Source organism: Halapricum sp. CBA1109 (assembly GCF_009741825.1).
Taxonomy (GTDB): Archaea; Halobacteriota; Halobacteria; order Halobacteriales; family Haloarculaceae; genus Halapricum.
Genome location: NZ_WPCA01000082.1, coordinates 1 through 12,175 on the forward strand (window position 1 = coordinate 1; position 12,175 = coordinate 12,175).

Annotated in this window: 9 protein-coding genes and 2 pseudogenes; 7 read left to right on the top strand and 4 right to left on the bottom strand. The window is 66.8% G+C overall.

Translation table 11 applies throughout. The features are described 5' to 3' along the window. Positions 1-1,299: histidine kinase N-terminal 7TM domain-containing protein (locus GJ629_RS10055; protein WP_157512847.1), on the bottom strand; the 1,299-nt coding region annotated here is incomplete at its 3' end. 84 nt (positions 1,300-1,383) lie between these two features. Here GJ629_RS10055 and GJ629_RS10060 point away from each other — a divergent pair. Beyond that, positions 1,384-1,653: a DUF5827 family protein gene (locus GJ629_RS10060; protein ID WP_157512849.1), complete on the top strand. Its 270-nt coding sequence runs from the start codon at positions 1,384-1,386 to the stop codon at positions 1,651-1,653. Beyond that, on the top strand, positions 1,650-2,453 hold the full coding sequence (locus GJ629_RS10065) for an ATPase (protein WP_157512851.1): 804 nt from the start codon (positions 1,650-1,652) through the stop codon (positions 2,451-2,453). Before GJ629_RS10060 ends, GJ629_RS10065 begins: the two co-directional genes overlap by 4 nt. Here the strand turns inward: GJ629_RS10065 and GJ629_RS10070 are convergent, their stop codons facing one another. Continuing rightward, the gene (locus GJ629_RS10070) at positions 2,454-3,032 is read right to left on the bottom strand and encodes an MBL fold metallo-hydrolase (RefSeq protein ID WP_157512853.1); all 579 of its coding nucleotides are present in this window, start codon (positions 3,030-3,032) and stop codon (positions 2,454-2,456) included. Between the two features lie 305 nt (positions 3,033-3,337). On the opposite strand from GJ629_RS10070, the gene GJ629_RS10075 reads away from it, so the two are divergent. Together GJ629_RS10075 and GJ629_RS10080 are read left to right on the top strand one after the other, a co-directional pair. After that, positions 3,338-3,892 (top strand): HalX domain-containing protein, encoded by a 555-nt coding sequence (locus tag GJ629_RS10075; RefSeq protein ID WP_370515858.1) that lies wholly within the window; start codon positions 3,338-3,340, stop codon positions 3,890-3,892. 13 nt (positions 3,893-3,905) lie between these two features. Continuing rightward, the gene (locus GJ629_RS10080; protein ID WP_157512855.1) at positions 3,906-4,559 is read left to right on the top strand and encodes a hypothetical protein; all 654 of its coding nucleotides are present in this window, start codon (positions 3,906-3,908) and stop codon (positions 4,557-4,559) included. Here GJ629_RS10080 and GJ629_RS10085 read toward each other — a convergent pair. Continuing rightward, positions 4,556-4,984 (bottom strand): DUF5788 family protein, encoded by a 429-nt coding sequence (locus tag GJ629_RS10085; RefSeq protein WP_157512857.1) that lies wholly within the window; start codon positions 4,982-4,984, stop codon positions 4,556-4,558. The genes GJ629_RS10080 and GJ629_RS10085 overlap by 4 nt on opposite strands. A gap of 101 nt (positions 4,985-5,085) precedes the next feature. On the opposite strand from GJ629_RS10085, the gene thyX reads away from it, so the two are divergent. Beyond that, positions 5,086-5,829, top strand: a complete 744-nt coding sequence (gene thyX / locus GJ629_RS10090; protein WP_157512858.1) for an FAD-dependent thymidylate synthase — start codon at positions 5,086-5,088, stop codon at positions 5,827-5,829. Here thyX and GJ629_RS10095 read toward each other — a convergent pair. Next, complete coding sequence (locus GJ629_RS10095; protein ID WP_157512859.1) at positions 5,826-7,604, bottom strand: ATP-binding protein; 1,779 nt, start codon at positions 7,602-7,604, stop codon at positions 5,826-5,828. The two genes, thyX and GJ629_RS10095, sit on opposite strands and share 4 nt — an antisense overlap. A 178-nt stretch (positions 7,605-7,782) precedes the next feature. Here GJ629_RS10095 and GJ629_RS10100 point away from each other — a divergent pair. Next, positions 7,783-10,874 (top strand): annotated as a pseudogene (locus GJ629_RS10100) (FAD-binding and (Fe-S)-binding domain-containing protein). Positions 10,875-11,811: 937 nt separating this feature from the next. Then, a pseudogene (locus GJ629_RS10105) lies at positions 11,812-12,175 on the top strand (V-type ATP synthase subunit D); the annotation flags it as partial.

Below are 12,175 nucleotides of genomic sequence, written 5' to 3' on the forward strand. Positions count from 1 at the left end.
CCCCCACGCCGCGCGGGCCGTCTCGGCCAGCGACACCGGCCGGCGCTCCGTGACGTCCTCGCCCTCCGTCGCGAGGGTAAGCAGGCCGTCGATGAGGCGCTCCATCCGGTCGTGAGCGCGTTCGGCGCGGTCGAAGTGGGTCGGGTCCCCACTCTCGCGGGCGAGTTGCATCGACCCCGAGGCGACGTTCAGCGGGTTCCGGAGGTCGTGGCTGACGACGCCGGCGAAGCGGTCGAGTTGCTCGTTGCGGCGCTGGAGCGTCATCGCCCGCTGTTTGCGCTCGGTGACGTCGTGAACGACAAGCACCGTCCCGATGCGTTCGTTCCGGATGTCGGTCAGCGGTGACGCCTCGACCGAGAGATGCCGGTCGCGGTGTCGACACTCGGCGGACTGTTCAGTCTCGGTCGAGAGCAGCGAGAGACAGCGCGACTGCAGCGCCGAGTCCTCCGGGAGGACAGACGAGAGGTGTCGTCCGACCGGTGTCGACCCGTCGTCGGTGTCCAGAAGCCACTCGGCCGCGGGGTTGCTGTCGACGACCGTTCCGGTCGCGTCGACGACGACGACCGCGTCGTTGATGCTGTCGACGACGGCGTCCCGCGCAATCGGCGTGATGTCCAGCACGCGGCCCCGGAGAACGACCCACGCGACGCCGACGGACGTGAGCGTGAACGCGACCGGCGTCGGGTCGATGGCGACGACGTCGGCGACGAAGAGGACGTTACTGACCCACGGGGCGGCCAGTGAGCCGATAATGACGACGACCTGTCGCTGGTAGAGGCGGTCGGAGCCGAGGACGAACCGGACGATGAGCACCGTCGCGGCGGCCATCAGCGCGTAGGAGTAGGCGGTGTGGAGCAAAAACAGCGGACCGAAGGTAATCTCCCAGCCGATACGGGCGGTCGTGCCGGCTGGCTGTGTGGCCGAGAGAAACTGCCCGTGGAACGGGTTGGTCCACGCTGCGAGGTTGACCAGAATCGGCTCGACGGCGACCAGCGCGTACGTCCGGGGGGTGAGCCACTCGTCGCGGCCGGTGTAGACGAGAGCGAACACGAACAGGCCGGCCGCGGCGACTGGCGCGAACAGGTACGTGAGGTACGCCGACGCGAGCGCGAGGTCGGTGAGACGCGTCAGCGACCCCAACAGCGCGGTTCCGATCCAACCGGCGTCGGCGAGTAGCGTGACCGTGATGACGACCGCCCCCGGTCGGTGGCGGCGTCGCCACGTGTACGTTGCGACGAGCGTCGTCACCACCAACCCGAGGACGAGAATCCCCTCGTAGACCCCGAACTGGACGGCCATCTACCCCATATTGTACAACCTCCCAGTTGAAGCTTCGGGCGACGAAACGGGGCATTTAGGCCGGGGACCACCGAACGGTCGCCTATGCCACGAGAACGTGCGACGTTCGACGACCTGCGACCACTCGAGTTCCGCGAACCGCAGGCGGTGCTGGACGAAGACAAGATGTACACCATCTACGAGATAGGGCGACTCCTCCAGGGGCTGGACCCGGAGGCCGACCTCGACATCGAGACGGAGAACGTCCTGCTGGATTGGGCCATCCCGTGGATGCTCTCCCACAGCGAGTCGTTCGTCTTCGCCGAACCCGACAGCGACGACGAACCGGGCTACTACGGACTCGCCGCCGAATGAGAGTCCTCGTCGCCGGCGGAACGGAACTGGACGCCGGGAAGACGACGTTCTCGGTCGGCCTCGTCGAGAGAACCGGCGCGACGGGGTTCAAGCCCCGCGCCGGCAACGACTACTGGTACAGCCACGACGACGTGCTGACGGCCGCCGAGGAGGGGGCGCTCTACGGCAAGGACGCCGCGCGACTCGCGGCCGCCAGCGGAGCCGACCCGACCGACATAAACGCGATTCACCGGCTCTGGCACCCGGTCCCCGGCCACGTCGGGTCCATCTTAGAACAGGACGGGCGGGAGTTCCTGCTGGACCGGGCGGGCGACACCTACGTCGTCAACGCGACGACCACCCTGCCCGAGCGGGTCCGGTCTGCGTTCCCCCTCGAAGACGCCCACCGCGTCGAGAGCCTGCAGGAGGCGAACGAGGTGATGGAGCGCCACTATCGGCCGGCGCAGGCGGCCCTCGCCGAGCGAATCGAGGACTCGGCGCTCGCAGTCGTCGAGTCCTACGGCGACGTGGCCCGGCCGTTGCAGGACCTCTCTCACGACGCCGTGGCCGTCGTCGACCCCGGGCGCGTGCGGGTCTACGACGGCGACCGCTACGACAAGGGCTGTGCGGTCGCAAGCGGCGCGCCGGACGCCCAGAGCGGCCGACTGGAGGAACGAGTCGGGGACGTGACCGATCTGATCGACCCAGTCGAGACGCACCCCCTGCCGCCGCTGACGAGCAAGGAGCGGTCGGACCCCGACGCCGTCGCCGACGCGTACGGCGAGGCCTACGACGCGGTGCTCGCCGCGGCGGGCGAGTAGTCACCCGAACCGGGCGGCCTGTGCCGCCAGTTCGACGTGGTGGGAGGCGTCGCTTTCGACGCTGGGGCCGTGGCCGCAGTGCAGCGCCGAGAGGGAGTCGTCGACAGCGTCCTGTACCCGGTCGATACTGTCGACCAGCAACTCGCGGTCGCCCTCTTCGAGGTCCGTTCGGCCGAACCCGCCGTTGGCGAAGATCAGGTCGCCGGCGAAGAGGATACCGGGCCCGCGGGCGTACAGGCAGACGTGGTCGTTCTTGTGTCCGGGCGTGTGCATCACGGTGTAGTCGTGGTCGCCGAGAGCGACAGTGTCCTCGTCCGCGATAGCGTGGTCGACGCCGGCGGCGTCGGTATCGTACCCCCACACGTCCACGTCGAAGGCGTCGACTACCTCAGAGAGCGTTCCGACGTGGTCGGGGTGGGTGTGCGTGAGGACGACGGCGTCGACATCCGGGACGCTCTCTTCGACGGCGCTGACGACGTCGAAGTCGTTGCCCACGTCGACGAGGACGGTGCGGTCACCCTCGACCAGAAAGACGTTGCTGGTGAACACCTGCTGGCCGGCCGCGAGGTTCCGTATCATACCTCGGGGTAGGACCACCGGCCGCTTGTGCGTGTCGCTGTACTTCTGACAGATGTTGAATACGTGTAGCGGTTCGGGGGCGGTTCGTGGAGGAACGCGCGCGTCGAGAGCCTCGGACGAGCGGCCGGTGTCGGGACCCTGTGTCCCGGATGCGTTCGCGGGAGCGGTCGTCGGTGATGCGCCGACGGTCCGGCGGCCGCGACCTCTCGGAACACTGGGAGTTCGGGCTACCCACAGTGATATGTACGTGGAGGGTAAACAGACCGTAGAGAGTCGATGTCAGATTCCGACGCACCTGCGTACTTATCGTCGAAGACGAACCGGACGTCGCCGAGACGTACAACCTCTGGCTCCGGGACGAGTACGAGGTACGGATGGCCCAGAACGGCGACGAGGCCTTGGAGATGCTCGACGAGGCAGTCGACGTGGTGCTACTCGACAGGATGATGCCCGGGCTCTCGGGCGACGAGGTGCTCGAACGGATCCGGGACAGCGGCTTCGAGTGCCGGGTGGCGATGGTGACGGCCGTCGAACCGGACTTCGACATCCTCGAGATGGGGTTCGATTCCTACCTGACGAAACCCATCCGGAGCGAACAACTCCACGAGACGGTCGGCAACCTCCTCGAGCGGTCGACGTACGACGGGTTACTACAGGAGTACTACTCGCTGGTCGAGAAGCAGGCGACACTGGAGGCGACGAAATCGAGCGCCGAACTGGCCGAGAGCGAGGAGTACGCGAATCTGACCGAGCGGATCGACAACTTACAGGACGATTTATCACAGACGCTGGGGGGCATCGAGGACGACGAGGACTTCATCGCGACGCTTCGGGGACTTGGCAATGGCGACGAACACTGATCAATCCGAGACAATGTACGATCTAACGAATATACTCGATATCGACGCGCTCGAGTCGGTGCGGCCGGGATCGAACATCCTCATCTCAGGCCCAGCAATGACTGGCAAGGACGCCCTGGCGTTCGACATTCTCGCGGACGGGACCAGGCAACAGCAGGGGGCCGTCATCGTCTCGACGGGGGACCGCGCGGAGAACGTCATCGCCGACTACCGCGACCGCGCCGGGACCGACACGGTGCGTCTGGGCGTCGTCGACTGCGTCTCCGACGGCGGCGGCAACGCCCAGAGCGGCGACGGCATCTACGTCCACAACGTCTCCTCGCCCGGTGACCTCACCGGCATCGGCATCGGCATCACGAAGGCCTTGGAGGGCCTCCACGAGAGCGGGGCCGACCGGGGACGGCTCGCGCTCTCGTCGCTGTCGACGATGCTCACCTACACCGACCGCAAGACGGTGTTCAAGTTCTGCCACGTCCTCTCCTCGCGGCTGGACGCCGCGGAGTATCTGGGCCTGTTCACCATCGACTCCGGCGCCCACGACGACCAGACCCTACAGGTCATCAAGCAGGCGTTCGACGGGATGATCGAGGTCCGAGAAGTCGACGGCACCCGCGAGGCGCGCGCGGTCGGTCTGTCGGACTCACCCTCAGAGTGGGTCGAGTTCTAGCGCAACTGGTCGAGAAACGAGACCCAGCGCTTGTTGCTCTTGACGGTCTGTTCGTGTTTGTGTTCGTCGAGGTCCGGCTCTTTGAGGCTCTTCAGCGCCGTTATCGCGCGGTCGATGCCGACGATGCTCTGGGCCAGTCGCTCGCCCTCCGCGACGGTGAGGTCGGCCTCGGCCAGTCGCTCCTTTCGCCGGTCGCGTTCGCGTTTGAGCCGACTTCGGACCGACTGAACCCTCTCGCGGTACTCCGGCGGGACGACGCCCTGGCGCTTGGTCTCCCAGACGAACGACTTCAGTTCGATGGTCTCCTCGCCCACCTCGACCGTCTCGGGGATGGACTGGCCGATTGTCGCCGTGCGGCGCGAGACGCGGTCGAGCAGTTCCTCGCGTCGCTTCTCCCCCAACTGGGTCGCTCCGTCGTCTGGCATACGCGGTCGTTGTCGGTCCCGGCAGGGGAGTCTTTCGGTCCGTGGCAAAAGTTGGGGAACGCATAGCGGGATTTATCATCGTCGGCCCCCGCGTGGCGCGTATGGACGTCCGCCTGCTCGAAGCGACCGACGACCCCGAGGAGTTGATCTGTCGGGCCGCGCGCAACGACTACATGTCGGAGTTCGTCGCCGACCAGACCTTCCCGGAGACGATGGCCGAGATAGACGGGGAGACGACCCGCGAGAAACAGGAGACGCTCATCTCCCACCTGCTGGACCACGGCCACTTCGGTCCGTTCGAACACCCCCACGCAACCTTCGCCATCGAGGGCGTCAGCCGGTCGTGTATGGCTCAGTTGACCCGCCACCGCCACGTCTCCTTCGACGTCCAGTCGATGCGGTACGTCTCCTTCGACCACGTCGACCCCGACGCCGTCCGCGAGGGCGAACTCGTCGTCTTCCCGCCGTCGGCGACAGACCCCGACTGGGTCGGCCGCAACCAGAAGACCGGACAGGTCGACGAGGAGACAGTAGAGAAGCGCGAGGAGATCTTCGCCGACACCGTCGCCGACGCCGTCGAGTCCTATCAGGAACTGCTGGAGTTGGGGATGCCGCCCGAGGACGCCCGCTTCGTCCTCCCCATCGGGACGAAAGTGAACATCGTGATGACGATGAACGCCCGGATGCTGATGCACGTGGCCGATATGAGGGCTGCAGCGGACGCCCAATGGGAGATTCGCGGGATGACCGAGGACGTCCTCGACCTCGCCGCCGAGTGGTGTCCGATCACGTTCGAACACTACGAGGAGCACATGCGAAACCGGAAGAACCGCCTCTCACCCTAGTACTCGGCGCGTTCGTCGACGCTGGTTATCTCGAACCGGGCGCCGCCGTCGCCGCTCTCGGTGACGTCGATGTCCCAGTCGTGGGCGTCGACGACGGCCTGTGTGACGTAGAGGCCGTAACCGGTGTCGCTGTCCCCGGTCGTATAGGCCGCCTCGAAGAGGTCGGGGTCCGAGGGGATACCGCGGCCGTCGTCCTCGACGTAGAACCCGGGGCGGTCCGGGAGCGACCCGACGGTGGCGACGGCCTCGTCGCCGGCGTGGTCGACGACGTTCTCAAGCAGGAACTCGAACATCCCGACGAGCGCGCTCCGGTTCGCGTCGACTGTCACAGTGGAGTCCACGGACAGCGTCGTGCCGCGATTGTCGATGGTCCGCCACGCTGCCGTCGCGGCGTTCTCGACGTCGACCCACTCGCGCTGGTGGGGGACGCTGCCGGTCCGGGCCAGTTGAAGGAGCTGTTCCAGCAGGCGGTCGATGCGGTCGAGCGTCGCCACGGAGCGCTCCAGCCGCGGGTCGTCGTACTCCTCGTGGGCGTCGGTGACGTTGCCGACGACGACCTGCAGTTTGTTCCGGAGTTCGTGTGAACCCAGTGTGGCGAACTCCTCGATGCGCCGGGTGGTCTCCGTGAGTTGGCGCTCGCGCTCGGCGCGGTCAAGCGCCGCCTCGACGTTCGCGGTGAACACGCTGACCATCCGGTCGACGAACGCCTCCGAGGCCGGCGTACCGGACTGGTGGTAGCCCAACACCCCGTATTCGCCGATGGGAACGACCCGACAGGACGTTCCGTCGACGTCGTCGGCGACCCCGGTGGCGAACACCGCCTCGAACGTCTCGCGGTGGTCCGCGAACAACTGCGAGATGTCGCCGCTCGTCGCTGTCGGTGCCAGTCCGCTGCCGGTGTCGAGAGCGACCTCGGCGTGGGCGAACGGCTCCGTCTCGGCCGCTATCTCGACGGCGGTCGTCGCCACGTCGGCCTTGGTTTTCGCCCGGGCGAGCCGTTGGCTGGCCTCGTGGAGGTCGGCCAGCAACTGCTCCTGTTTCTTCGCAGGCGTGATGTACTGCGTTCCGCCGACGATGCCGACGACGTTCCCGTCGTCGTCGTACCGCGGGACCTTCGTCGTACTCACCCACTGGTCGTTACCGTCGTCGTCGACGTAGTGTTCGACCTTGTCGAGCAGCGGCCGGTCACCGCCGATGATCGCCTGTTCCTCCTCGTAGTTCTCGGCGGCCAGTTCCGCGGGGAGTATCTCGAAGTCGGTTTTGCCGATCAGCGACGCCCGGTCGTAGCCGTAGTCGCCGGCGGTCTGCGTCGTGATGTTGGCGAAGCGGCTGTCGGTGTCCTTGACGAACAGCGTGTGTGGATAGCTCCGCAGCAGCGACCGGAACTGCTCGCCGTCGCTGTCGAACGTCGACCCCTCGGTCGTCGCGGCCTCGATACGACGCCGGAGGAGAGAACCGTACCGCGGCGGGACCCGAACCACGTCGTCGACACCGGCCGCGAGCGGTCGCTGGATAGATCGTGAGCCTTCCCTGCCGGTATAGACGACCGTCGCGACGCCGGAGTCGGAAACGGAGTCGAGGACCCCCTTCCAGTCGCTCCCGTCGTAGTCACCGAGGACGAGACAGTCAACGTCGCCCGTCACCGCCGTCTCGACGCCCTCGGCGGTCCGCGTGCGGTCGATCCGGAACCCACAGTCCGCGAGGGCGTCATCGAGGGCGCCGAGTCGGTCGTCCGGGTCGTACAGACAGATCGAGATGGAGTCGTCACTGACCACTGTGACCACCCCAGCGTGTGCGTAACGGCGACGATGCCACTGTAGGTACCTTGTCGATTTATGCTACTAAACTGTGCTGGCTGATTTCCGGACGTGAATACGTCGGGGTCGCGTACACTGCCGCGGGACGGTGAGAAGAGTCGTGGGTTTAATCTCGGTCGGGCCGAAGGACCGGGTAATGGGAGCTATGGACGAGCTCGGTCAGTCCGGGCCGCCGGTCGACCCGGCGTCGGACGGACGAGCCAACTACGACTACGTTTCCGGTGACGTCGACCGACCAGGGCTGGTCGCGGACCTCGAAGACCGCGTCGAGGGCCAAGTGCGCTTCGACGAGTACACGCGACAGCTCTACGCGACTGACGCCTCCGCCTACGAGGTGACGCCCATCGGCGTCGTCTTCCCGGCGTCGACAGAGGACGTGGCAAGCGTGATGCACTACTGTGCCGAGCGGGAGATTCCCGTGTTACCGCGCGGCGGCGGCACGTCGCTGGCGGGCCAGACGGTCAACCGCGCCGTCGTGCTCGACTTCTCGCGGCACATGACCGACTTGGTCGAGGTAGACACCGACGCCGAGACCGCCCGCGTCCAGTGTGGGACCTACATCGGCGACATCAACGCCGAACTGGAGGCGGCGGGCCTGAAGTTCGCGCCCGATCCCGCGTGGCGGGACAAAAGCGCTATCGGCGGCGCTATCGGGAACAACTCCTCGGGGTCGCACTCGCTGGTCTACGGGATGACCGCGGCCTACGTCGAGTCCGCCGAGGCCGTCCTCGCCGACGGGAGCGTCGTCGAGTTCGGCGACATCACCGTCGAGGAACTCGACGCCCGCGCCGACCCCGACGGCGACCTCGAAGCGCAGATATACGCGACGGTCCAGCGCCTCGTCGAGGAGGAAGGCGACGCGATTCTGGACGCCTTCCCGAAACTCAAGCGCAACGTCTCGGGGTACGATCTGGACCGACTGGTCGAACGCGCCCGCGAAGAGGGGCGAGTCAACGTCGCAAAACTGCTCTGTGGGAGCGAGGGGACGCTGGCGACGGTCACCGAGGCGACAATCGGGTTGGAGGCTATCCCCGAGACGAAGTCGGTCGCCCTCCTCTTCTACGACGATCTGATCGACGCGATGGAGGACGTCTCCATCATCCTCGAACACGACCCGGCGGCCGTCGAGGTGCTGGACAGCGTCCTGCTCGACCTCTCTGCCGACACCGAGGAGTTCGGGGACCTCGTCGACGAAATCGTCCCCGAGGGCACCGGCGCGACGCTGCTCGTGGAGTTCTACGCCGAGGACGACGCCGAGGGCAAACAGAAGGTGGCGAACCTGCTCGCCGACCGCACGGCGGGCGTCGACACGATGGTCGACCCCGAGGAAGGTGCCGAGGACATCACGACCGAGGCTCCCATCGCCTTCGCGGCGCGGGAGGCCCACGACGACGACCAGCGCAAGCGCTTCTGGAAGCTACGGAAGTCCGGCCTCCCCATCCTGCTGGGCCGGACGACCGACGAGAAACACATCTCCTTCATCGAGGACATGGCCGTCCCGCCGGAGAACCTCCCCGGGTTCGTCAGCGACTTCCGGGACGTACTGGAGGACAACGGGACCATCGCGTCCATCTACGCCCACGCGGGACCGGGCTGTCTCCACATCCGCCCGCTGGTCAACACGAAGACCCTCGACGGCGTCGAACAGATGCGCTCTATCGCCGAGGACGCGACCGACCTCGTCGTCGAGTACGGCGGCAGCGTCTCGGGCGAACACGGCGACGGCCGCGCCCGCAGCCAGTGGAACGAGAAGCTCTACGGCGAGCACGTCTGGTCGCTGTTCCGGGACCTCAAATCGGCGTTCGACCCCGACTGGCTGCTCAACCCGAGTCAGGTCTGTGGCTACAGCGCCGACGAGGAGATTCCCGAGGGCGTCCCCGAACGCGCCCGCGTGGCCGATATGGCCGAGAACCTGCGGTTCGACCCCGACTATGACCTCGATATGGGGTTCGAGCCGACGCTGAACTGGGACAACGACAACGGGATGGAGGGGATGGTCGAACTCTGTCACGGCTGTGGTGGCTGTCGCGGCCCCCAAGGGACGACCGGCGGCGTGATGTGTCCGACCTACCGGGCCGCAAACGAGGAGATTCAGGCCACCCGCGGCCGGGCGAACATGCTCCGGCAGGCGATGAGCGGCGACTTGCCCGACGACCCCACCGACGAGGCGTTCATGGACGAGGTGCTCGACCTATGTGTGGGCTGTAAGGGCTGTGCCAAAGACTGCCCGAGCGAGGTGGACATGGCCAAGATGAAAGTCGAGGTCAAACACGAACACCACCAACAGCACGGCTCCAGCCTGCGGGACAAACTGTTCGCCAACGTCGACACGCTGTATCCGCTTGCCAGCGCGTTCGCGCCGCTGTCGAACTGGGCCCAGAAGGTGCCCGGCGCGGGCCTGATACAGGAGAAGGTGCTGGGCATCGCCCGCGAGCGAGAGCTCCCCACCTTCTACCGGACGACGTTCGTCGACCGCTTCGAGGCCCACGAGCGGACCGTCACCGAGGCCGAGGCCGACCGGAAGGCGCTGTTGTTCCCCGACACCTACACGAACTACAACCGGCCACAGGCCGGGATGGCCGCCGTCGAGGTGCTCGAAGCCGCGGGCGTCTACGTCGAGGTGCCGACCGACGTGGTCGACAGCGGCCGCGCGCCCCACTCGAAGGGCTTTCTCGACAAGGCCCGCGAGCAGGCCAGCCACAACGTCGACGCCGTCGTCGAGACGTTCGGGACGGCTGGGACCTCGTCGTCGTCGAACCGAGCGAGGCCGTGATGTTCCAGAGCGACTATCTGGACCTCCTCTCGGGCGAGGATGTCGAGACGGTGGCCGCGAACGCCTACGGCGTCCACGAGTACCTGGACGTCCACCGGCTGGACGAGGCAGTCGACTTCGACGCGCCCGCCGAGCAGTTGACCTACCACGGCCACTGCCACCAGAAGGCGACGAAGAAAGACCACCACGCCGTGGGCGTCCTCCGCCGGGCGGGCTACGGCGTCGACCCGCTGGACTCCTCCTGTTGTGGGATGGCCGGATCCTTCGGCTACGAGGCCGAACACTACTCGATGAGCAAGGCCATCGGCTCCATCCTGTTCGATCAGGTCGACCGGAGCGAGGGCGACACCGTCATCGCACCGGGCGCGTCCTGCCGCGGGCAACTCAAAGACTACGAGGGGAGCGAGCCACCCCATCCCGTCGAGCGATTGGCCGACGCGCTTTCGACCCGATAGGCACAGCTATTTTACCGTCCACACTAGTCTCTCTGGATAGATGTCTCGCGGAGTCGTCGTCTTGGGCGTGCTCTGTTGTCTGCTCGTCGTCGGCGGGACTGTCCTCGGCGGACAGCCCGCACACACCGCCGACCGACACCCGTCGGCAGCGCAGCCACCGGCACAGGGGCTCGCGGACGTCGACGAGAACTTCACCAGCACGGAGTTCGTGCTGAGGGTGTACCCCAACCAGTCGGTTCGCTGGACGTACGTCCACAAGACGCCGCTCGGTGACGACGCCCGCCGGGAGTGGTTCGAGGCCTACACCGCCGAGTTCGAGAACGGGACCACGGGGACGTTCGAGTCGTTCCGCCAGCGTGCGGCCAACCTCGCCGAGAACGGGTCCCGCGCGACGGGCCGGCAGATGACCGCCCGGAGCTTCGACCGCGACACCCGCATCGAGGGCCTCACCGACAACCTCGGGGTCGTCTCGATGTCGTTCCTGTGGACGAACCTCACCCGCGTGGGGTCTGACGGCCTCGTGATGGACGACGTGTTCTCGAACGGCCTCTACCTCGGGCCGAACCAGACGCTGGTCGTCGAGCGGGCGGACTCGCTGCGGTTCGCCAGCGTCGACCCCGCGCCGGCCTCGATGTCCGCGACGACGCTGTCCGATAGCGTCTCCGTCACGTGGTCCGGCGAACGGGAGTTCAACGGGTTCCGCCCCCGAACCGTGCTCACCTCGCCGAACGGGTCGACACCGGGCGGCCCGGCCGTGACGACGGACGCCGCTCCGACGACGACGACCGCACCGGGGTCGAGTGACAGTCCGGCCCCCTCGGGGAGCAGTCTGGTCGAGACACTCGCGCTGGTCGTGTTCGCCGCCGTCGCCGTCGCCGCCCTCGCGGTGGGAGTCTGGCTGTACCAGAACGGCGAGTTCGGCGGCGGGTCCGAGGAGGCGGCCGGCGGCGCGGCGGCCGCGCTGAAAAGAGCACCCCCGAGATCACGACCCCAAGTCGAAAAAACATTATGGGGCGTGGTCGTCCCGCAGATCGAATCCTCGAAGGTCCGCAAGACGCTCGGCGAGCGTGGATACGGCGTGCTGGGCACCAGCGCCCGCATTGACGAGGTCGCCGAAGCCTACGAGGAACTGCTCGAACAGATCATTCTCGCCGCCGAAGTCGAGACGGCGATGAAGGAACTGATCGACGAGATAGAGACGACCAAACGCCGAGTCAACGCGCTTGAGTTTACCCTGCTCCCGACGCTGCACGACAACAAGGAGTACATCGAGCAGAAACTCGAAGAGCAGGAGCGCGAGG

Excerpts from the sequence above, each read along its gene's own strand:
- GJ629_RS10080 (WP_157512855.1), top strand. The coding sequence starts at position 3,906 with ATGTACGATCTAACGAATATACTCGATATCGACGCGCTCGAGTCGGTG.
- GJ629_RS10065 (WP_157512851.1), top strand. The coding sequence starts at position 1,650 with ATGAGAGTCCTCGTCGCCGGCGGAACGGAACTGGACGCCGGGAAGACG.
- GJ629_RS10085 (WP_157512857.1), bottom strand. The coding sequence starts at position 4,984 with ATGCCAGACGACGGAGCGACCCAGTTGGGGGAGAAGCGACGCGAGGAA.
- GJ629_RS10060 (WP_157512849.1), top strand. The coding sequence starts at position 1,384 with ATGCCACGAGAACGTGCGACGTTCGACGACCTGCGACCACTCGAGTTC.
- thyX (WP_157512858.1), top strand. The coding sequence starts at position 5,086 with ATGGACGTCCGCCTGCTCGAAGCGACCGACGACCCCGAGGAGTTGATC.
- GJ629_RS10070 (WP_157512853.1), bottom strand. The coding sequence starts at position 3,032 with ATGATACGGAACCTCGCGGCCGGCCAGCAGGTGTTCACCAGCAACGTC.